The sequence below is a fragment of the Asticcacaulis sp. AC402 genome, from assembly GCF_000495835.1.
In the GTDB taxonomy this organism is placed as follows: domain Bacteria; phylum Pseudomonadota; class Alphaproteobacteria; order Caulobacterales; family Caulobacteraceae; genus Asticcacaulis.
This window is the reverse complement of sequence record NZ_AWGC01000004.1, coordinates 13804-35622: the sequence shown is the minus strand read 5'-3', so window position 1 is coordinate 35622 and position 21819 is coordinate 13804. Positions and strand designations below refer to the sequence as shown.

The following is a 21819-nucleotide window of genomic DNA, read 5'->3' as shown; positions in this document are numbered from 1 at the left end:
CATTGAACTTGCCCCCGTTTGGCGTGGTGGTGGTTCGCCTGTACCCATCAAGAGGCCTTTGACATGACCCTATCCCGCCGTGCCTTTTGCGCCACTTCAACCGCCGCTTTGGCAACCCTTGCCGGCGCTGTGTCCGCCCAAATCCCCGGGCGTGATCGCCGGGACAGACTGACCGATTATGTCAATCCGTTTATCGGCACAGAGGGAACAGGTCATTGCTTCCCGGGGCCTTCGATGCCGTTTGGCATGGTGCAGCCCGGGCCTGACAATGCTGATTCTGGCTGGGATTACACCAGCGGCTATCAGTATTCGGCACCCAATATACTGGGCTTTTCGCAAACCCATATCAGCGGCGCCGGCTTGCCGGAGATGGGCGACATACTGCTGCAGCCGACTTGCCGACTCGACGGCGAAGTCTTTGCGAGCCGCTATGACAAAACGACCGAAACCGCCGCGCCCGGCTACTACGCGGTTCAACTGGTCGACAACGGGGTCCGGGTAGAATTGACAGCGACGACGCGCGTTGCCTACCACCGCTATACCTTTGCCAGGGCTGGGCGGATTGAAGTTCTCGTCGATCTGCAACACAGATTGCAGTTTGTCTCCGGCCAGCCTGTTCTCAGCTGCACATTTGAATCGAGCTCCGATAGCCTCTTCGGGCAGGTCAAATCGCGCAACTGGGCTGAGCGCGATGTCGCGTTTATCGTCCGCTTCAATCATCCGATTTCCGATATCCGGTATCTTGTGCCGCGGCCCAATGATGCAGCGCCGCGTCTGGCTCTGAGTTTTGACTTGGGCGCAGGCTCGGTTCTTGAGGCCCGCGCAGCTGTGTCCACGGTCGATGTAGACGGCGCGAAGCGCAATTTGGCGGCGGACGAGCCCGTGAGCTTTGACGCGGCGCGCGGGCTTTGCAATCTTGCCTGGGAAGACATTTTGCAGCGTATTACGATCGATTCCGACAAAGATAAGACGTCGATATTCTATACGGCACTTTACCACGCCTGCCTGCATCCGAGCGTCATTTCGGATGTAGATGGGCGTTACCGCGGCCCGACGGGAAAAATCGGCATTGCGCCCAAAGGCGGCTATTTTTCAACATTTTCACTCTGGGATATTTTCCGCGCTGCACATCCCCTTTTCACACTTCTCGTCCCCGAGCGGATTGAGCCGTTCATAGCCAGTATGTTGGCGCACCATGCCGAGATGGGGTATTTGCCTATCTGGACGGTGTGGGGGCAGGAAACCAACTGCATGATCGGCAATCCGGCCTTACCGATCATCGCCGATGCAATGGCTAAGGGATTTACAGGTTTCGATCCGGCGCAAGCTCTGGCTGCCATGGTCGAAACCTCTACGCGGGATCACATCCACTCAGATTGGTCGCTCTACGACCGGTATGGCTACTACCCCTATGACAAGGTCGATAACGAGGCTGTGTCACGAACCCTGGAAGCCTGTATTGGCGACGATGCTGTGGCGCGGGTCGCCAGGTCGCTTGATCAACATGAGATCGCCGCGCGGTTTTCGGCAAGATCCAAAGCGTACAAGCAGCTTTTTGATCCGCAATCACGGCTCATGCGCGGCAAGGACTCTCAGGGGCAGTGGCGCACCCCTTTCGACCCCCTCAAGGCAACGTCCCCTTTGAATAATCCTGGTGATTATACCGAGGCGAATGCCTGGCAGTACAGCCTGACGCCGGCCATGCACGATCCTCACGGGCTTATCGAACTCTATGATGGTCCTCGCGGCATGGGCGAGATGCTGGATACCTTCTTCAGCCTGACGTCGTCGCAAGCGAACGAAAAATTTCTGGGTCAAGAGGCGATTATTGGCCAATATGCCCATGGTAACGAGCCTGGTCATCATGCGGCATGGTTGTATGCCCTGACGGATCGTCCGTGGCGCGGACAGCAGATCACGCGCCAAATCTGCACCAGCTTCTATAACAGCACGCCCTCCGGCATTATCGGAAATGACGATTGCGGCCAGATGAGTGCCTGGTATGTGCTGGCAACTCTGGGCCTTTACCCGCTTGAACCTGCCGCCGGCACCTATGTCATTGGCGCACCGCAAACTTCACAGGCGTCCATCCGCGTGCCTGGCGCCGCGCAGTTCGATATTGTCAGCCGACCGCCTCGGCAAAAGGACTCCTACGCGGTCGGTGCCTCTGTCAACAGCGGAGACCGCGTTCACAAAGCCATATCGCATCTGGATTTGTTGAATTCCAGAACGCTGTCAATTGTCACGGGCGTCATTCCGCCTTCCGGCCTGGCCCGTGATGACATGTTTGGCAAAAGCCAGTCGGTGATTTAACCTTGCTTCAAGATGGAGAGGCTGATGTTTTTTAAGGTTTCGAGAGCCTGTATCGCGGTTGTTTTGATTGCGCTTTTTTCCGTTTTTCCAGGAGCGGCTTCGGCTTCAAGCGCGGGGGGGACCCTGCTGCATTACCCCGACTTTGCCTCTCGCTCGATTACGGCGCGAGAGGTTACCGTCTGGCTCCCGGATGGCTACGATCCCCAAGGGTCACCCTTGCCCGTGCTGTATATGCAAGACGGTGAAAACCTCTACGAGCCCAGCCGCTCTTTGAGTCATGCGGATTGGGGTGTCGATGTGACGCTGATGCGCCTCATCCGAGAAGGCAAGGTTCCGCCGGTCATTGTTGTCGGCATAGCGAGCTCAAAACAGAGGGGCAGGGACTATTTACCGCAAAAGGTCTACGAACGCCTGCCGGAAGATATGAAGACAACGATCCAGAACAGCTGGGGCGGACCGCCGGTGTCAGACGACTATCTGCAGTTCATGGTCACCGAATTAAAGCCATTTATCGATAAGAATTTTCATACCAAGCCCGACCGTGACAACACGTTTGTCATGGGGTCAAGCATGGGAGGCCTGATTTCGTTTTACGCCCAGACCGAATATCCGGAAGTATTTGGCGCTTCCGCGTCTCTCTCAATTCATTTACCGCTTATGGATCCACGCCATAGTGCGGATGACGCCAACCGTTACGCCGTCAAAATCATCGAAGCCTTCTCATCGTACCTGGACGCTTCGGGGGCGTCACCTGGCAGTAATCGCTTCTACATCGATCAAGGAACCGAGGCGCTGGACTCCTATTACAGGCCTTACAATCAAGGACTCGAGGCGGTCTTGCGTTCAAAGGGCTGGACAGCTGCTGGTCAGTTCAAATCCGAAATCTTCCCGGGAGAAAACCATTCAGAAAACGCCTGGGCGAAACGTCTTGGGGTACCTTTGATGTTCCTGTTGTCTCCGGGAAACTGTTGTGACCCAAGCAAAAACAACGGCCCGTGATGACCTTGGTGACTGTGTCACACCGATGTAACCCGTCGCGACATTTGGCAGTGCGTCTGAGACCTGCGCGCAATAGCGCAATCCAATAAAGTGTGACGCACCCGCACGGGCGCTCCCGTTTTCGGATAAACTGCGCGACAAGACAAAAATCTAGAGCGCAATCCGATAAAGTGGACGCCACTTTTCGGAAAAATTGCGCGACAAAACAAAAAGTTAGAGCGGGCTTTTGAGTCCATCAAAACCCCGCTCCAGGCTTGTTGATGTGACACAGCGGTCTCAGATTGCGCCCTTGGCAAGTGGCGGTCGCAACATGTACCCCACGCCGTACACTGTCCGGATCAGTTCGTCATCCGGCCCGGCGGTCGGATGAATTTCCCCCAGCTTTCTTCGCAGGCGCGACACGATCGTATCGAGGGCCCGGGGATTGGAATCTTCATGCAACTCCGCCATCTTGGCCAGCATGAACTCGCGTTTGAGCGGGCGATCCGGATGATCCAGGATCACCCGGATCACGGCAAATTCCGCAGCTGACAGAGTATACGACAAGGTGTCAGGACTGGTGATCTTGCGTGTTACCGGATCGAGTGTCCAACCATAGAACCGGTCCAGCCCCGGTTTGGCCGATACGCCCGATGGCTGCGACCGACGCAAAGCCACCCCTATGCGCGCCACAAGTTCGTCGGGATGAAAGGGCTTGGCGATATAGTCCTCGGCACCCAGGTTCAGTCCCTTGATTCGATCTACGTCCATACTCTTTGCGCTCAGCATGATGATCGGGGGAGCGGCGCGCTGGCTAAGGCGTTTGCAGATAGAAAAACCGTCCTCGACCGGCATCATGGTATCAAGAATGATGAGATCAAACTTGTGGCGTTGCATCTCCACATCCATCTCGGCACCGCCACAGGCTGTAATGACCTCAAAGCCATGCCCCTCAAGAACGACAGAAATCAGCTCAAGCATGTCAAGGGTGTCATCGACCACCAGGATCTTTCGTTTGGCGAGGCTGTGTTGCATGCAAATTAGCGGGTCCGATGTTCATGACCTGAGGGGACTCACGATTTACCCGGCAATGCTAGGCCAAAGCAATGCAAATATGAATTGCGACACAGACGTCGCAGTTTTTTAGACGGGACTTAAACTAAAGCCTGTAGCGTCGTCTTGAGGATCCACTATCTTCCGGAGCGAGAATGGCCAATATTGTTGACCTGCTGGACGTTGTAAATGCACGCGTGAGCATATTCTGGCGCATGCGCCTACTGAGTGTCATTATGGTTGCGCCGGTCATCATTGCCTGCTTCTTTCTCTTTACAACCCACAAGACCGTCGTTGACTATACAACTCGCGAGATATCCGGGTCGAACGATATTCGGGCGCTTTGGCCGGCCGTCCTGTCAGGTGCCGCCGGTACACCGCTTTCGGCAGCCTCGTCGCAAGATCTCAATGCGCAGGCGACGGCGAAGACTTCCGTTTTAGACAAGACAGAGGTCCCCGGTCTCGCCGATGCGCAACCTTCGCAACGGGTGACTCGCGCCAAGGCGATGCTTGACAGTGTTACCGATCACTCGGGTCTCATTCTGGACCCCGACCTCGACAGCTTTTATCTGATGAGCGCAACCGTCGTGCAATTGCCGGCGACGATCACCGCGGCCCACGACCTGAGCGCAAAAAGCGGTCTGGTCGCGGACGACGCCCAGCTGATCCTAAGCCGGACAACCTTCTCCAATCGACTCGAGGCCGTCAAAAACGACTATCTGAAGGCCGGCCAGTTTTCGGCGGCCAAGGCCCTTCCCGCCGACCTGGAGGCAGCCCTTGCGTCGTATCTGGCCGCAGGTGAAACCTTTGCGGCGTCACCGAACCCTGCAGCCTATTCGGCGTTTCTCGACACGGCGGACGCCTTGTTCCACCCGGGTAATGCGAATTTGCAATCCCTGCTTCATGCGCGCATCCGATTGCACTGGACGGAAACCGCGGCGGAGTTGGGCGTGTGTTTTGCCATCCTCGCTGTTGCCTTGGGTTTAACCTACCTGATCGGTCACGGGCTGAGCCGTCGCCTCACCGTGCTGACCGACATCATGCAAAAGCTGGTCAAGGGCGAAGAGGTTGGCAACCTGCCTTACGGGAAAGATCGCAATGAGACAGGCGTCATCGTCGCGACCCTGGCGGCATTCAAGGCTAATCTGCACCAGGCCGAAGAGATGCGGCTGTTGCAACACAAGCTGGAAGAGGAGAGCGTAATTTCCAGACATCAAATCCTGCTTTGCCTCGCCGATGAATTTGAACGCTCCATCATGGGCATTGTCGACTCGGTCGGACAGTCGGCCCAATCGCTAGGGCAATCGGCCCAGGACTTGACCGTGGACGCCTCGTCGACCTCCGAGCGCAGCCAGCTTGTCGCTCATTCCATGGAAACAACCAGCGTCAACATCCAGTCGGTTGCCGGTGCCACCGAAGAGATGGCGGCGTCCTCCCATGCCATCGCTGATCAGGCTGAGCTTGCAGTGGTAGCGGCCGACAATGCCGCGGCGCAGGCTAACGAGACGACCCAGGTTGTCCAGGACATGAACGCGGCGGCCGAACGTATTGGCAGTGCCATCCAGATGATCAGCCAGATCACCTCGCAAACCAACCTGCTGGCGCTGAACGCCACCATCGAGGCGGCACGGGCCGGCGAAGCCGGACGTGGGTTCTCGATCGTTGCCTCCGAAGTCAAGGCCCTGGCGCAGCAAACCGCCAAGGCAACCGAGGAGATCAGCCTGCAGGTCAAGGGCGTCCAACTGGCGACCGCCCACGCGGCGCAGTCCATCACGTCGATCGCCGCGGCAGTTTGGGCCCTGCGCGATATTTCGACGGCGATTTCCGAGTCGGTAGCGCAGCAGACAGCGGCGGTCGGAGAGATTTCACGCTCAACCGCTGAGGTGGCGACGTCAACCTCCGAGATCAGTGACTCGGTCATGGAAGTCAACAAAACGGCAAACCTTACCGGGACACGGGCGAAAACGGCGCTTGAGGAGGCCCGCAGCCTTGCCGCGCAATCGATCGGCCTGAAAGAGACCGCGCTCAGCTTTCTTTCCGGCATTCGTTCGGCGTAAGGCGGCTTGAGCATGCCAATTCAGGTTACCCAGACGGTAAATCTCGCGCCGCTGCATATGTTGATTGTCGACGACAATCGCCACATGTGCACCATATTGGGCGCTGTGCTAAAGAGCGTCGGTGTTTCCCGGCTTCGTCAAGCGCGCGATGGCGCCGAGGCGCTGGACCTGATGCGGCAGTATCCCATCGACATGGCCATCGTTGATTACAACATGACACCGGTCGACGGTATCGAGTTCACGCTGATGCAGCGCAGGGCGGCTGACAGCATGAACCCTTACCTGCCGATTATCATGGTCTCCGGCCATAGTGAGCGGTCAAGAATCGTCGCCGCCCGTGATGCCGGCGTCAACGAGTTCCTGGTAAAGCCGCTCAATGCCAAGGCTCTGCTGGATCGCGTTGTGAACGTCGTCATGCGTGCTCGCCCATATATCAAATGTGTCGGTTACTTCGGACCTGACCGCAGGCGCAGGTCAGATAGCCAGTATGCGGGTCCGTATCGTCGCACCAGCGACGGGTTCATCTGATGGACTTCTTCGGGCAGGCGCGCCGGATTGCGACATTCGCGTGACAATTGATTTCTGGACAATTAAGCGTTCCATACTACACTGTCAGTTGAGTAAAGTTAGGTACAGTTTGCCGTGACCACTTCCGATCTTGAATCCCAAAGACTAGCCGCGCTTTTCAGCCTGGAAATTCTGGATACGCCCCCTGAGCCGGCCTTTGATCAACTGACCGACCTCGCCAGGGAACTGTTTCACGTTCCCATTGCCTTGATCTCGCTCATCGACAGGGAACGACAATGGTTCAAGTCCTGCATAGGCCTGGATGTTGACAGCACACCGCGTGACCTGGCGTTTTGCGACATCGCCATTCGCAACGATGCGGTGATGATCGTAAGCGACGCTGCCACGGATCCCCGTTTTTCGGACAACGGCCTGGTGACGGGGGCGCCACACATTCGATTTTACGCCGGCGCACCGGTTCGCTTTGGCGAGGTTCTGATCGGTACGCTCTGCGTCATCGATCGTGAGCCGCGGCCTGACTTTGGGCCAGAGCAGGCGCGCCAACTCGCAAAGCTGGCTGCCGCCGTGTCGTCGGTTCTGAGCATGCGCAAGAACGCCCTGGAAAATCTGGCCCTGATAAGGTCGAGGGAGCAGGCGCACAGGACGCTGGAGCTCGTGGAAGACATCGCCAACGTTGGCCAATGGTCTTTCGATCTCAAAACCGGGTGCGTCGGGTGGTCCGACCAGGTTTTCCGCATACACGGATTGCCCGTTGCCGATGCAGCGCCTGATTACGCCGAGGTTCTGGCGCTCTACCACGAAGATGATGCGCGCGTCCTGGCCGAGCTCGTCGACCGTGCCGCGAAAACGGGCGAAGGCTATGCGCTGGAGGCCCGCATTCGCCGGCCTGATGGTGCCCTGCGCAATGTCGTCGCCAAGGCCGTAAGTCTGCGCGGGCCGGATGGAAGCGTCGAATCCCTGACGGGTGTGTTTCAGGATGTGACTGAATACCGCGCGGCCATCGAGCAGTCCCGTCAAAGCGAAGCCTGGTACCGGCTCCTTGCAGAGAACATCCCGGGCTTGCTGGGTTACTGGGATCACAACCTGACCTGCCGTTTTGCCAACAATGCCTATTTGGAATGGTTCAAATGGAAGCCGGAAGACCTGCAAGGTGTTCACGTCAAGACTCTGCTGGGTGAGGAATTGTTTGCCCTGAACTGGCCCTACATTCGTGGCGCTCTGTCCGGCAAAAAGCAGACGTTTGAGCGCGCGATCACGAAATCAAACGGCGCTGTCGGCTTTACCCTGACGCAATACCTGCCCGACTTCTCCGACAACGGCGAAGTTCGAGGTTTCTTTGTCCTTGCGACCGACATTACCAACCTGAAAATGAAAGAGCTGGCGCTCTGCGACAGCAATGCCAAACTGATCGAAGCGCGCGAGCAGGCCGAGGCCGCACTGGAGATCAAAGCCCAGTTCCTGGCGACGATGAGCCATGAGATCAGGACACCGCTGACCACCATTCTCGGATATGCCAGCCTTTTGAGCAGCAAGGATAACTTGTCCGAGGAAACCGCGTCCTTCATCAAGCGCATCGGCAAGGCGGGTCGAACGCTTCTCGGCCTGGTGAATGACGTTCTGGATGTGTCTCGTCTTGAAGCGGGAGAGGTCAAGCTCAATCCACAGGCAGCTAATGTCCGCGAACTGACCCAGGATATTGTTGACCAGTTCTATGTGCCGGCCGCCGCAGCCGACCTCAATCTCACCTTCTCGTTTGACGACGCCTTGCCGGATTGGCAGTTTGTCGATGCCACCCGTCTGAGCCAGGTGCTGAACAACCTGATCAGCAATGCGTGCAAGTTCACGGCAAACGGCGATCTTTCCATTGTTATGACGGCGGTGGACGACGAGTCGGGCCCGCGCTTGAACGTTGAAATTTCCGATCCCGGTCCTGGCCTCACCAGGGAGCAAATGGGTCGGCTGTTCAGGAGGTTTCAGCAACTCGACGCCGGCATCAACCGCAAACATGGTGGCAGTGGCCTGGGCCTCGCCATTTGTCGCGAGCTCATCAACCTGATGGGTGGGCATATTGGCGTTGAGTCAGACGTCACCAAGGGCAGCACCTTCTGGTTCGAAATACCCTTGACCCCGGCTGCACCGCTACGCCTCGACAACGAGGCACGCCATTTGACCGACTATGACATCAGGGATCGCAAGGTCCTGCTGGTGGATGATCACGCTGTAAACCGCCAGATGATCAAGGCCTTGATCCTGCCCTTTGCCGCTGAGGTAACGGAAGCCGTAGATGGCGCCGAGGCCATTGCGAGATGCCGGGAAACGCGTTTCGACCTTGTCTTCATGGACATTCAGATGCCCAATATTGGTGGCGTCGAAGCGACAAGGTCAATTCGGTCGGCATGCCCCTTGAACACGACGACGCCGATTGTCGCCCTGACCGCCATTGCCGGGAGCCAATTGCCGGCGAACTATTCAGCGAGTCTCTTTGATCAGGTCCTGGCAAAACCGATCGATCCGCAAAAATTTCATTCTGTTCTGGCATCTCTGTCGAACCAGGCGTTGTCTCCGACTTCAAGGTGTATCTCATGAAAATATCCCCTGCGAAACCGCAAGGCCGCAAGATCCTGGTCGTTGAAGACGACGAGGACATCCAATCCTTGATTAAGTTTATCCTCGTCCAAAATGGCTATGACGTCCTGTGCGCCGATAGCGGGTTAACCGCGCTCGACGCCATGAGCCGCTGGATACCCGAATTGATCCTGCTCGATATGGCTATGCCGGACATGGACGGTTTGGCTTTTCTGAAGCGGCGCGCCAAATTCCTGGAGTTTCGCGATATACCCGTGATCTGTGTTACGGCGCGTGACCGCAACAAGGATGTCATGGCCGCCATTGAACTGGGGGCGGATAATTACATCACCAAGCCTTTCGACAATGACAAGCTGTTGGCGAGCATTGCCCGATTGTTGCCCAAGGCTCCCGTTGCCGCCAATCGCAGCACCGAAGTCAAGTGGTGAAAAGGGCTTGTGAAGGTGTAAAGCCATGACACTCAATACGGCATTGATGCTCGAAGACAGCCGCACCCAGGCAAACATTATCACCGGCCTGATTGAAGCGCAGGGGTGGAGCACCGTCCATTGCCTGACTGTCAACGAAGCGATCGACGTTCTCAAGACAATCAGCGTCCAGGCGCTGTTCATTGACGTGTTTGTCGGTCGTCACAACACGATCGGCTTGCTGCCGAGATTCCGGCGCATGGCGCCCGATGCCCCTCTCATCGTCATGACGGCGGGGTCGGCAAATGAAGATATCGAAACAACCCTGGAGAGCGCTCGCCAGGCCAGGGCTGACTATGTCCTCCGCAAGCCCTTCGATCAAGCGCAGGTCAGGCAGATTTTTCAGGCTGCATTTTGCGCGGGGGAGGCCAGGACGTCGCGCAATCACATCCTTATCGTGGACGACAGCAGCACGGTTCGCAAATTCGCCGGGACGGCTCTTGAGGCCGCCGGATATAGCGTCTCCGTTGCCGCCAGCATGGAAGAGGCGATTGGGGATCCGGACATCGCCCATGTCGACTTGGCCTTATGTGACGTGTTCATGCCGGGCATGGGCGGCCTTAAGGGCATGCGACACATCAAGAAGATCTGGCCGCACATAAAGATAATCGCGATGTCAGCCGGTGTCCAAAACTACATCAGCGACGCTGAGGCCTTGTCCGCCGCACGCGACCTGGGCGCCGACGGCCAGATCAGCAAGCCCTTCAGTACCAAGGCCTTGCTGGACGTAATCGATCTTGGCCTGAAAGGTGACGCCGTTGCCGAATATATTGACTGAGTACGCCTGCCCTATGAGTGAGATCCAAGAAGAAGGTTAGCAATTATGAGTAATGACAACCCAGGTGAAGGCGGTCACCCCGTCGATCTCCATGTCGGAAGCAAGGTGCGGTTGCGGCGCAAGCAGCTTGGCCTGAGCCAGACCGTGCTGGCCGAGGCTATACATCTGACCTTTCAACAGGTCCAAAAATATGAGCGCGGTGCAAATCGCATCAGCGCGTCAAAACTGTTCGAAATCGCTCAGTTCCTGGATGCCCCAATCGCCTATTTTTTTGATGGCCTTGATGATCGGTCTTCGGAGGATGCCCCGCTGAGCGCCGCGGAAGTAAGCACGCACGCCTTCCTGGTTACCGGCGAGGGGCTTGAGCTTGCGCAGGTCTTTCCGCGCTTGAAGTCAGCCAAGACCCGGCGGCGCATTCTCGATCTGGTCCGTACGATCGCTGATGCCTAGAGCGCAATCCGATAAAGTGTGCAGCATCCGCACGGGCGTCCCCGTTTTCGGATAAATTGCGCGACAAAACAAAAACTTAGAGCGGGATATTGCGTCCATTAAAACGCGTCCCGCTTCAGACCCTTGGTCGGCCGGCGCAGGCTGACTTATCGCGCATACAGGCCGGTAGGGGACCAGACGGCGGCGGGACCGCCCGACATACCTTGGGGAGGAACAATGACGGAGACGGTCTTGCCGTCGATTTTCAAGCTCACCTGGCTTGCCACAGACTCCAGCCCCTGCTGGACAAAGGGCAGGGCACCAACCGGACGGTCAACCAGGCTCAGGTCGGAAAGGCCCTCCAGGGTGACCTCGAAGACGTGTTTGCCGACCGAGATTTTCGAACTGACGCGCCCGGGGGCGGCGCTTTCGTCGATTGCGATTCTGGCTTTCAGCACCGGCGCCGCCTCGAAAGGCGTGCCCTTGAAGATATGGGGACCGAAATAGGCGCCCACCTTGGGGTCGGAAGATACAAAGCCCATGACCAGCGGCGGCTGGGTCGCTTCGGGCTGGTAAAGCACCATGCCCGCCGGGGCTGATCCGACAGGTGTATGGACGACGCGCGCCAGGTGGACGATAAGATTGGGCTGGCTGAGTCCGGCATTGGTCAATCCGACCAGATCGACTCCGCCCTGCCAAGACATCCAATCGGACATAACGGATGCCTGTGTCGTCGCTTCCGCTTTCGCCGACAGGGCCAGTGGCAGCGAGGCCGCACCGGCAAAAGCTGAGAGGATCACGTTGCGTCGATGAAGAACGGATTGAGTCATGACTATCCTCACGGCTGCTGTGTTATGAAACAAAGCCCATTTGCGAAGGGGCTCGAGAAAGTTATCGCCTTGCCGTCTTTTGTGACATCCCCTGAACAGATGAGGGCGATGGTGAAACCTGTCCAACGGCGTCTGTCCGGCATGGACGCCGGCTTTCTCCCCGGTTCGGGGGTGGACGCTTAAGGGGCGGCTGGGTTAGCGTTTACGCGCGACGAACAGGATTGTTGATGCGCTTCACTGGGATAAACACACCGTCGGCACGCCTTTGGATCCTGACCAGTCTGGGTTTGATCGCCTTGACGCTTGCCCTCGGCTGGGCGATACAGCCCGCGACGGGGCCGACTTTGAATATCATGGCCTGGCGGCCTCTCAGCCTTCACCCCGCCCTATGGGTATCGCTTGCGACAGGGTTCGGCGCCTACGTGATCTCGACCTGGATCTGGGCGCTAAAGCCGCTCGATCCTGCTACCGGCCTGTTCGCGGCCAGTGGCCTGATGACACTTCTGTTCACCTTCGCCTCCGTCCGGACCCTGGTGGCCGCCCCCTTGGCGGACTCGCTGCTCCTGGCGTTTCAAATCACCAACACGCTTGCGGCCTCGGGCTTCGGCATCGTGATGATATGCCTGTTTCTGATCTACCCGAACCGTATGCCCCACTGGCGATCCGGCATGGTCGCAGCCGTGGTGGTCTTCGGTCTGTGGACGCTGATCCGTACCTTTGGGCCGTTTCAGCATTTCGGCTCTGTGCAACCCATCACCTTCACCGAGATGGTGGGAATCATCCTGCTGGGACTTGGGCAGATATGGCTGGCCCGCAAGGATCCGCGTCAGCGCGCCATCGCCCTGTGGCTGGGGGCGTCGGTGCTGCTCGGCGCAGGCGCGTTCATTGCGCTGGTCTCGATACCGCTAACCTTCGGCCTTGCGCCCCTCGTAAGTCCGAACTACGCCTTCGCTTCGTTTCTTTTGATCTACGCCGGCCTGGCCGTGGGACTGGTGCGGTATCGTCTTTTCGAACTGGGCGGATGGGCGTTTCAGTTGATCTTTCACGCTTGCGTCGGCTTCTTCATCCTGGCCGTCGATGGCTTTCTGATCGGTATGTTGTCGCTGGCGCCGGGGACTGCCCTGGGGCTGTCGTTGTTTGTCATGGCCTTCCTCTATCTGCCTTTGCGCGAATATGCGTGGCGACGGCTAACGCGGAGCCGCAAGTCGGACGAGGCCGAGCTTTTTCGTAGCGTGATTGAAACCGCGCTCAAGCCCAACGGGACACAACGTGCCCAAAGCTGGGAGAAGCTGCTTCAGGATCTTTATCGCCCCCTGGAACTGGCGGCCGCACCTGTCGCCGTCGAGGTCCCCCTGATCGAAGCTGAAGGCCTGACCCTCCATTTGCCGGCCTTGGCCAATGCGCCCGCCCTCATCTTGCGATATCCTCACGCCGGCCGGGCCCTGTTCACGCCGCGCGACCTGGCCGTGGCGGAGCAGATCGTGGCCTTGATGCGTCACGCCGAGGAAAGCCGCGGTGCCTATGACCGGGGCGTCAGTGAGGAGCGCACGCGCATCGCGCGGGACATTCATGACAATATCGGAGCACAACTGCTCCGCGCCCTGCACTCGGGGGCGGCCGAGCGCAAGGATGCGATGATTCGCGACACACTGGCCGATCTGCGCGATGTCATCAACAACGCCCAAAGCCCGACTCTGCCGCCGGGACTGATCCTGGCCGACCTGCGTGCCGAAACCGCCGACCGGCTGAGCCCGCACGGCGTCGCCTTGGTGTGGAGGGTGGAGGCCCTGTCCGACGTGCCGCTCAAACCCGCGAGGGTGCATGCTCTGAGGTCTCTTGTGCGTGAAGCCACCAGCAACACGATCAAGCATGCCGGGGCCAGCACCATGACCGTGGAGATCAGACTGGACGAGACCGGCATGTCGTTGCTGGTCGAAGACGACGGCAATGGTTTTTCAGCTGATACCGTCCTGCTGGGACATGGTCTCGACAATATGAAGGCGCGTGCCGAGAGCCTGGGCGGGTCATTTTCGTTAACCAGCGCGGGAGCCGGCACCCGCCTGGCCGCCCGAATTCCGTTTCATCAGGAGGAGACACTGTCATGAATCAGATACTGCCCTTGAAACAGATCCTGATCGTCGAGGATCTAGGCGAGACCCGGGAATGGCTGCGTCGCGCGGTCACTACGGCCTTTCCGGGATGCGAGGTTCGCGAGGCCTCGGACATGCGCAGCGGAATTCACGCCGCCAAAGGCGGAGGCTTTGATCTGGCGATCATTGATCTCGGGCTTCCCGATGGCAGCGGTACCAGTGTCATCACCGCTTTTCGCGACAACCAGCCGGACGCCCTGGTCATTGTCGCCACTGTGATGGGCGATGATGCCTCCATTATCGCTGCCCTGTCGGCCGGAGCGCATGGCTATCTTCTGAAAGACTCGCCCGCCGATCTGTTTGCCCGGCAACTGGAACAGCTGGGGCAGGGCATTCCAGCCCTGTCGCCATCGGTTGCCCGCCGGATCGTCGATCATTTCCGCTCAACTGCCGTTGTGCATCAGCCGGAAGCGGTTCTCACCGCCCGCGAACTTGATGTGCTCGGTCTTATCTCCCGAGGTTTGCGCAATGCCGACGCCGCGCAATCCCTGGGCCTTATGGAGAGTACCGTCGCCAGCCACATCAAGTCGATCTATTCCAAGCTGGGGATTTCCTCCCGTGCCGAGGCCGCGATTCGCGCCCAGCGTATGGGGCTGACGGGGCCATAACCATGTCCTGGACGCTGGAGCGCAATCCGATAAAGTGGACACCACCGCACGGGCGCTCCCGTTTTCGGAAAGATTGCGCGACAAAACAAAAACTTAGAGCGGGATGAGTTTTGATTCCATCAAAACTCATCCCGCTCTAGCCCGACGGCTCCCAACCGTCGTCAGCTGTTCAAGGGAGGCCTTCCACGATGACCTTGACTCATCGTGGATTGGCAAGGGCGCCTGCCCGCCCGAGTTTTTGCGAGGAGCCCTGGGGCGCTTGAGCTAAAAAAAGCGAATACCAACTCCACCCTATCCGGCAGGAGGTGTCAGTCTTTTTGAGGGTTGGTATTAAACCTCTTTGCCCACGCCTCGATTCACGGGACGTCTTGTTCAGTGCCTCTCGTAGAAGTCCACAGCGGCATGGGCCGCGGTGTCATAAGCTTCCAGTTCGACGTGCGCTGGTGCCGATTTGCCATCGCGCGCCAGGTAGAAATAGCGCTCATAATGGGCATAGGCCTTCTGGCACAGCACATCGCGCTCGGCATCACGGTCGCCCGTGTCCAGGCGGTAGGTCTTCCAGGTTTCCCAGCTGTAGCCGGCGCAGGCCGTCTCGCTCTCCAGCCAGTCGACAATACCGCCGTGCTCGCGCATCAGACGGCTGGTGACATCCTTGGGATCTTCAGCAGACGCCACGGTGTTGAACGCGCCGGCCTTGATCTGCTGCTCCATTTCGTCGGCCGAACGGCGCATCTCAGCAATGTCCTCGGGTGGGAGCTGACCTTCCATCTTGGTCGCCGTTTCACGCAGCTGGCGCACGACCTTGGTCATGGCCGCACTATTGTCCTGAGCCTGCACGGCAACAGGCGCCAGAGCCACCATCACGGCAGCTGCCAGGGCCGCACGGCGGCCGGGTTTCATAAGCATTTTCACTTTATCCATAAACGAACATGTCCCAGCCGGCCGCGTAGGCTGCCATGAAGGGTTGGTCCAGCGCGATGACTGTTTCGTCAGCCCCGACGATGTTGACCGTTATCGAGGCTGTGGAATGGCCACCGAAACCGTCACTGAGTTCGTAGGTGAAGCTGTCGGTCGCTGTCTCCCCCGCTGCCAGGTACTGAAAGGCACGACCGGGATCGTAGGACAGGGTACCGTCGTCATGGATCGTTACCGTGCCGAGGGTGGAACCAAGGTTAAGCCCGAAAACGAACAGGTGGGCATTGGCATCCGGGTCGTGATCGTTGAGGGTGACATCAATGCCCGTCAGCACACCGTCCTCGGCAAGGGTGAAGACGTCATTGACCGCGGTCGGCGCGTCATTGGCACCGGTGACGGTGACCGACAGGGTCGAGTGGCTGGTATTGCCATAGGGATCGCGGACCACAACCTCGGCGGCGGTGACGACGCTTTGGCCGGCACCCAGAGCCTGATAGGCCGCGCCGGGCGTCACCGTGACCTGACCCGTCCTGGTGAAGGCCAGGGACAGGTTGGGGTTGGCCGAGGTGACCGAGACCACGGACAGGGTATCACCGTCATCATCGCGGTCATTGGCCAGGACATTGACCTTGCCGACGCCGTCTTCGGATACCGTCACGACGTCGCGCTGAGCCACGGGGGCGCGGCCACGCGACAGCATGTGCGCCATGGTCACCGTGCCGTCGGCAAAGGCCAGCCGGTCGACCAGAACCAGGGTGTCGGTACCGTCGCCATTCGGGCGAAGGTCGCGCAGCACGACACCGTCATCGATGCGGAAGATGTCGTAATCGGCCTTGTTGCCGCTGTAGACGGCGGTATCGAGTCCGGAGCCGCCGTCGATCACGTCGTCGCCCGCGCTACCGGTCAGCACATCCTCGCCGGTATCGCCGCTGAGGGTGTCATTCAGCGTGCCGCCAGTGAGGCTGTCATGGCCCAGGCCGCCGGCCAGGCGGTCGTCGCCGTTGCCACCGTGGATCACGTCGTTGCCGGCCTCGCCAATCAGCAGGTCGTCCCCCTGCCAGCCATCGAGCGTGTCGTTACCGGCGCCACCAAAGAAGGTGTCGCTGCGCACCCCGCCAGTCAGCTTATCGGCGCCGCGACCGCTGAACAGCGACACCGATTCGACACGGACGACGCCGGTGCCGTTATCGAGATACTGCGTCACCGACGTATCGCGCAGGTCGAAGCGGATGGACGCTGTTGCCGCGCCGCGGAACAGAATGGCGGTATCCAGCCCATCGCCACCATCCAGTTGATCGGCGCCCCAGTTGGTCATGACACGGTCGCCTTCAAAGCCGGCGCAGAGATAGTCTTCGCCATCACCGCCGTTCAAAGTGTCGTTGCCGGTACTGCCGATCAGGACATCGGTGCCGCCGCCACCGTCCATCCGGTCATGGCCGGCGCCGCCCTCCATGGCATCGTGGCCATCGCCGCCGCTCAGGACATCATTGCCCGTGCCACCGTCGAGCGTGTCATCAGCACCGCCGCCGTTCAGTGTATCGTGGCCGGCAGCGCCGAGAATCTGGTCGCTGTCGCGGCTTCCATCGAGGCGATCATGGCCTCCGGTTCCCCAAAGTATCATGGTCTTGTCCTCTTTAGATCTTCGCAACCGGCAGGGTGGCGCGCTCGGCCGGGCTCAGGGCTGGCACGATCAGATCCATGAACGCGGCCATATTCTGCGGGCTGATCGAGCTCATGATGGCGCCTTCGATGGCGCCGATCTGGGCGTCGGTCATGGCGGCCCACAGATGCGGCTGGGCCACGGTTTCTTCCTCGTACATATGCAGGAGGTCCTGCGCCACATAGTGGCCGAAGGCGAGATACAGGCGCCGGGCATGGGCAGGCACCAGGGCTGACGGCGCGCCTTCGATGCCGCGGATCAGGTTTTCCAGGCGTTGAAATGTATCGCGGTGATGGTCGTGCTGGCGTTCCAGCAGCGCGGCGTCCTCCATGTGCGGGTGGACAAAGGTCTCTTCGTGTTGGATATGCAGCGCGGCCAGGGCCAGCAGACGGCGCAGGTCGGCCAGCGTCTGGCGGCCCGACGCAGTGATCATGTCTTCATTGCCCAGCCGCACCAGCATCTCGGCCTGGGCCTTGCGCAGGCCTTTATGGATAAAGCCATACAGGTCGTGGCGGCCGTTCAGGTCGCACAGACCCGCTTCCAGTCTTAAGTCGTTCATAGATCGTCTCCTTGGTTTCAGGCGGCGGCTCTACGGCGGCGGGGATCCTTAAGCTTCCTAAAATTTTCCTAAGCGCGACCACTACCGAATCCGGGAGCGGCGTTCTATGGTTGCGGCCGGTACGAGGTGATCTCTTGCAGCTGACATCCGATATCGTCCGCCACGTCGAAGGCCAGGTGATGATCATCGCCGCCGTGCGCCGGGGGGACGCCACCGCCATTGCCCGCTCCGCCGGCGCACGATGCAGCGACAACGGCGATGTCGAACTGCTGATCAGCCGGCAATGGTCCACCGCAGTCGATGCCGTAGAAACGGGCGGGATGATCGCCGCCACCTTTACAGCGCCGGCTGACTACCGTTCCTACCAGATCAAGGGACAGGTCATCTCCGTCGCGCCGGCGGGTCCGCAAGACGAGGCCAGGGCCAGCCTCTATGTCGACACCATGCTAATGGTGATGACAGGCCTGGGCGTCAGCCGTGAACAGCTTTCGCAGACCTTTCCGTTGGCCGGCCTGGTATGCGTCCGCTACCGGCCGCAGGCCGTGTTCGTCCAAACGCCGGGACCCAAGGCCGGCAGCGCTGTGACGGATTCCGAAACATGAGTTTGGTTGATATCCGCAGCAGTCTGGAGGGACTGGTCCCGTCGGTCATCGCCACGCTGGACGAAAACGGCATGCCCAATGTGTCGTACCTCTCTCACGTCCACTATGTCGACGAAGGCCACGTCGCCCTTTCCAACCAGTTTTTCTCGAAGACATCCCGCAACATCCGGCGTCTCAACGCGGCCCAACTGATGGTGGTCGATGGCCGCAGCGGTCGGCAGCACGTACTAGACATCGCCTATGTCCGCGCCGAGGACGCGGGTCCGCTGTTCGAGCGCATGGCGGCCCTGCTGAAGGTGAATGACGGCCACGCCATGATGAAGCTGCGCAGCGCCGATATCTACCGCGTGCTCGGCCTGACGCCCATCGAAGCGCTCTTGCCACTGACGGCGACGCCGCCGCGACTGCCGCCGCGCGCCGACCTGGCGCGTGTCGCCTCCGTTTGTCAGGACCTGGCCGGGCTTGACGATGCCGACGCCCTGCTGGAAGCCGCGCTGGACGGGCTTGAGCAGGTGTTCGGCATTGCCCAGGCGCTGATCCTGACGCCGGACAATGACGGAACATTGAGCGCTATCGCCCACCGTGGCTACGGCCGCGAGGGTGTCGGCGCCGAGGTGGCCTTTGGTGACGGCCTGATCGGCCTGGCCGCGTCGACGCGACAGTCGCTTCGCATTAGCGACCTGCGCCGCTCCCAACGTTACGCCTCAGCGGTGGCGGCGGCGCATCGCGCCGATCCGCGCCATATCCCCCTGCCCGGCCTCGACAACGCCCTCAGCCAGATGGCGGCGCCGATGATCTGCCAGGGGCAGCTGGCCGGCGTTGTATTTGTCGAATCGGACACGGCCTTTGCCTTCCGCCACGAGGACGAAAGCGCCCTATCGATCCTTGCGGCGCAACTGGCGGCGGCGCTGCGCTTGAGCGACCACCAGGCGCGGCAGACGGTGGCCACCCCGGCCGGGCCGGCCGTCCCCAGCGAGGGACCGGTGATCCAGGTGAAATACCATGGCTATGACGACAGCGTCTTTATCGACGATGCCTATGTCGTGCGCGGTGTGCCGGGGCGGTTGCTGCACAGTTTCGTGTCGGCCTATCTGGGCACCGGCCAGGACGTCTTTTCCAACCGCGAAATCCGCCGCGATCCGACGCTGAAACTGCCGGAATGGAAGGACAATCTGGAAACGCGACTGATCCTGCTGAAAAAGCGTCTGGACGAGAAGGCGGCGCCGATCCGGCTGGAGCGGCTGGATCGCGGACGGCTGAGGCTGACGGTTGCCGGCCGGCCGCAGATCGAGGTGGTGTGATCAGGGCCGCCCCAGCCGCTTCAGGATGTCGTCGCGATAGGTGCGGCTGACCACGATCTCGGCGCCGCTGGCCATGGTCAGGACCCAGCTCCCGTCGACCAGGGCGCGCGCCGACGCCACCCGCGCCAGATTGACCACAGCCGAACGGTGCGCCCGGGCAAAGACCACGGGATCCAGCCGTTCAAGCAGTGCCGTCAGGGTCTCGCGCACAAGGCCCTCACGGCCATTCCAGTTGACCACGACGTAGTTGGCGGCGGCTCCGAACCACTCGACCTCGACGACCGCAACCGGTACGCGTTTGCTTCCGGCCGAGACCAGAAGCGGCGTTTCGCCGTGAGGTGCTGCAGCGCGCGCGGCGTCGAGGGCCCGGTTCAGCTCGGCGGCTCGGGCGGCCTCAACCTGGGCCAGGCGCCAGGCGGCCACCGCGATCACCATGGCGGTAATCGCCGTGGCGATAAGAACATCGATCGGCAGGCGATGCAACCACCCCCGCCATACCGTGCCCGACGCACCGAAGCTATAGTCGATCCAGGCCGCCAGCAGCGCATGGCCGAAGACATAGACCGCCCAGGCGGGATAAAGCGCCGCGATCAGGATCGGCTTCAGATCCAACCGGGCGACGATGCGCGCGACAATCCAGGCAAAGGGCCACCAGCTACCGTAGATCAGGCCCTGCCACAGCACAGCTTGGCTCCACGGCAGATCGACACCCGACTGGCGCCGGATGGCAATGATCGCCATGGATGCAAAGGCGATGGTCGTGAGACAGAACACGACACCCATCCAGACCGGCCAGTGCCGCAGCTTCATGAATCATCCCTGTCGTGCTTTGCGAATATGGAGCACCAAAAACAGGATCATCACAAGCATCCCGATTATTTGCGGCAGGATCTGGCTCCACGGATGGCCGTCGCGCAGCAGGTTTCCCGCGCCGGCCGACATCATGGCGAAATAGGCGCCGGTCATCTTCAGGCCGTGGTCGATCTCGCGCACATGGACCCGCCAGGCCCTGGTCCACAGGTGGCGGCTGAGGTCATAGAGCGCTACCGTCGCCAGGAAACCCAGAGCACTATAGCCGACCACAGGCGGCCACGCAGCCGTACCGCGGCCCATGTTGGCCACCAGCCATCCGCAGGCCGCCAGAGCGCCGACGGAGAAAACGGCGTCGAGAGGACCTGGCGTCTCCCTGAAACGCGGCAGGGCGCGCAAGGCTCCGATAAACTGATAGCCGGCCGCCAGGGTCGCGATGATCAACGGCCCGGGCTGCGGCCAGAACAGCACCCCGGCCACCGCGGCGCCCAGGACGCCGGTCCCGGCCGCCACGAACAGCCAGCCGAAAATGCGATGGACGCCGCGACCCTTGGGCGACAGCAGGGGAACGAGGCCCAGGATCAGCGCCAGGACGCCGCAGATGATATGAACGAGAGTGTTTAGACTGTGCATCCGCATAGACTAGACCCTGCGGTGCAGTTCGCCACCACCTCGGGACGAGCGCCCGATGCCGGGGACGAAGGGCGGGGCTGGGCAAAAAAATGATAAGCAGGACTGGCGGATTCGGCCACAGGGCATAGGGTGCCATAGTCAAGAGCGGCGTGTTAACGGCCCGGCAAGGATGCCGTGTTAGGCTTTTCCTTATGTCAATTTTGTCAAATAGCTGAGTTCGCGTAGATGACCCTTGTCGAAAAACTCGTGAAGCCGAAGCGCCTGATCATTGCCGGCTGCATCATGAGCCTGGTTTTGGTTTTTGCCATTGTCATTGAATATTACACCGTATTCGACACAAGCCGCTATGTCCGAACCGCCTTCTATTTCCTGGTGCTCGAATACATCTGGGCATCCGTGAAGCGCGAGTTCTTTGACGGAAAGATCTGATATCCCCTCTAAATCGCTGAATACCTTGCCGCGCCAGCCTGGTTTGCCGGGCACACGCCTGCGCCCGAAACACTGCCCAAATCGTCGCCAGGAGTTTTAAACAGACCGTCAAGTCGTCGGACGACCCGGGGCT

At 59.9% G+C, this 21819-nt stretch carries 20 protein-coding genes; 13 read left to right on the top strand and 7 right to left on the bottom strand.

Annotated features, from left to right (window positions below; all coding sequences use genetic code 11):
* Positions 1–63 precede the first annotated feature (63 nt).
* Positions 64–2313, top strand: a complete 2250-nt coding sequence (locus ABAC402_RS22610) for a GH92 family glycosyl hydrolase (RefSeq protein WP_023447912.1) — start codon at positions 64–66, stop codon at positions 2311–2313.
* A gap of 24 nt (positions 2314–2337) precedes the next feature.
* Complete coding sequence (locus tag ABAC402_RS22605) at positions 2338–3312, top strand: alpha/beta hydrolase (RefSeq protein WP_162148496.1); 975 nt, start codon at positions 2338–2340, stop codon at positions 3310–3312.
* Between the two features lie 276 nt (positions 3313–3588).
* Here the strand turns inward: ABAC402_RS22605 and ABAC402_RS22600 are convergent, their stop codons facing one another.
* Positions 3589–4326 carry a response regulator gene (locus ABAC402_RS22600; protein ID WP_023447910.1) on the bottom strand — a complete coding sequence of 246 codons (738 nt, stop codon included), beginning with the start codon at positions 4324–4326 and terminating at the stop codon, positions 3589–3591.
* A 173-nt stretch (positions 4327–4499) separates the two neighbouring features.
* Here ABAC402_RS22600 and ABAC402_RS22595 point away from each other — a divergent pair, with 173 nt between their 5' ends.
* The 6 genes from ABAC402_RS22595 to ABAC402_RS22575 all read left to right on the top strand — a co-directional run bounded on the left by ABAC402_RS22595 (position 4500) and on the right by ABAC402_RS22575 (position 11210).
* A complete protein-coding gene (locus ABAC402_RS22595) occupies positions 4500–6401 on the top strand; it encodes a methyl-accepting chemotaxis protein (RefSeq protein ID WP_023447909.1) in 1902 nt (633 codons plus the stop codon).
* 12 nt (positions 6402–6413) lie between these two features.
* Entirely contained in the window at positions 6414–6929 is a 516-nt protein-coding gene (locus tag ABAC402_RS22590; protein WP_023447908.1) for a response regulator, read from the top strand.
* Positions 6930–7043: 114 nt separating this feature from the next.
* Positions 7044–9515 carry an ATP-binding protein gene (locus ABAC402_RS39070; RefSeq protein ID WP_023447907.1) on the top strand — a complete coding sequence of 824 codons (2472 nt, stop codon included), beginning with the start codon at positions 7044–7046 and terminating at the stop codon, positions 9513–9515.
* Complete coding sequence (locus ABAC402_RS22585; protein ID WP_023447906.1) at positions 9512–9943, top strand: response regulator transcription factor; 432 nt, start codon at positions 9512–9514, stop codon at positions 9941–9943. Before ABAC402_RS39070 ends, ABAC402_RS22585 begins: the two co-directional genes overlap by 4 nt.
* A gap of 25 nt (positions 9944–9968) precedes the next feature.
* A complete protein-coding gene (locus ABAC402_RS22580) occupies positions 9969–10760 on the top strand; it encodes a response regulator (RefSeq protein WP_023447905.1) in 792 nt (263 codons plus the stop codon).
* A gap of 45 nt (positions 10761–10805) precedes the next feature.
* A complete protein-coding gene (locus ABAC402_RS22575; RefSeq protein WP_023447904.1) occupies positions 10806–11210 on the top strand; it encodes a helix-turn-helix domain-containing protein in 405 nt (134 codons plus the stop codon).
* A gap of 146 nt (positions 11211–11356) precedes the next feature.
* On the opposite strand, the gene ABAC402_RS22570 is transcribed toward ABAC402_RS22575, so the two are convergent.
* The gene (locus tag ABAC402_RS22570; RefSeq protein WP_023447903.1) at positions 11357–12019 is read right to left on the bottom strand and encodes a hypothetical protein; all 663 of its coding nucleotides are present in this window, start codon (positions 12017–12019) and stop codon (positions 11357–11359) included.
* A gap of 227 nt (positions 12020–12246) precedes the next feature.
* On the opposite strand from ABAC402_RS22570, the gene ABAC402_RS22565 reads away from it, so the two are divergent.
* Complete coding sequence (locus ABAC402_RS22565; protein WP_023447901.1) at positions 12247–14124, top strand: ATP-binding protein; 1878 nt, start codon at positions 12247–12249, stop codon at positions 14122–14124.
* Complete coding sequence (locus ABAC402_RS22560) at positions 14121–14777, top strand: response regulator transcription factor (protein WP_023447900.1); 657 nt, start codon at positions 14121–14123, stop codon at positions 14775–14777. The genes ABAC402_RS22565 and ABAC402_RS22560 overlap by 4 nt, the downstream gene beginning before the upstream one ends.
* A 372-nt stretch (positions 14778–15149) precedes the next feature.
* Here the strand turns inward: ABAC402_RS22560 and ABAC402_RS22555 are convergent, their stop codons facing one another.
* The 3 genes from ABAC402_RS22555 to ABAC402_RS22545 are packed head-to-tail and all read right to left on the bottom strand — an operon-like array spanning position 15150 to position 17911.
* The gene (locus ABAC402_RS22555) at positions 15150–15683 is read right to left on the bottom strand and encodes a hypothetical protein (RefSeq protein ID WP_235079897.1); all 534 of its coding nucleotides are present in this window, start codon (positions 15681–15683) and stop codon (positions 15150–15152) included.
* Between the two features lie 7 nt (positions 15684–15690).
* Positions 15691–17313 (bottom strand): Ig-like domain-containing protein, encoded by a 1623-nt coding sequence (locus tag ABAC402_RS39065; protein ID WP_023447898.1) that lies wholly within the window; start codon positions 17311–17313, stop codon positions 15691–15693.
* A 13-nt stretch (positions 17314–17326) separates the two neighbouring features.
* Positions 17327–17911, bottom strand: a complete 585-nt coding sequence (locus ABAC402_RS22545; RefSeq protein WP_023447897.1) for a hypothetical protein — start codon at positions 17909–17911, stop codon at positions 17327–17329.
* A 134-nt stretch (positions 17912–18045) separates the two neighbouring features.
* On the opposite strand from ABAC402_RS22545, the gene ABAC402_RS22540 reads away from it, so the two are divergent.
* Positions 18046–18513, top strand: coding sequence for a hypothetical protein (locus tag ABAC402_RS22540; RefSeq protein WP_023447896.1), 468 nt, complete (start codon positions 18046–18048; stop codon positions 18511–18513).
* Positions 18510–19814, top strand: a complete 1305-nt coding sequence (locus ABAC402_RS22535; RefSeq protein ID WP_023447895.1) for a GAF domain-containing protein — start codon at positions 18510–18512, stop codon at positions 19812–19814. Before ABAC402_RS22540 ends, ABAC402_RS22535 begins: the two co-directional genes overlap by 4 nt.
* Here the strand turns inward: ABAC402_RS22535 and ABAC402_RS22530 are convergent, their stop codons facing one another.
* Together ABAC402_RS22530 and ABAC402_RS22525 are read right to left on the bottom strand one after the other, a co-directional pair.
* Positions 19815–20624 (bottom strand): LytTR family DNA-binding domain-containing protein, encoded by an 810-nt coding sequence (locus ABAC402_RS22530; RefSeq protein WP_023447894.1) that lies wholly within the window; start codon positions 20622–20624, stop codon positions 19815–19817.
* A gap of 3 nt (positions 20625–20627) precedes the next feature.
* Entirely contained in the window at positions 20628–21263 is a 636-nt protein-coding gene (locus ABAC402_RS22525) for a hypothetical protein (RefSeq protein WP_031235056.1), read from the bottom strand.
* Between the two features lie 219 nt (positions 21264–21482).
* Here ABAC402_RS22525 and ABAC402_RS22520 point away from each other — a divergent pair, with 219 nt between their 5' ends.
* Complete coding sequence (locus ABAC402_RS22520) at positions 21483–21686, top strand: hypothetical protein (RefSeq protein WP_023447892.1); 204 nt, start codon at positions 21483–21485, stop codon at positions 21684–21686.
* Positions 21687–21819: the final 133 nt, after the last annotated feature.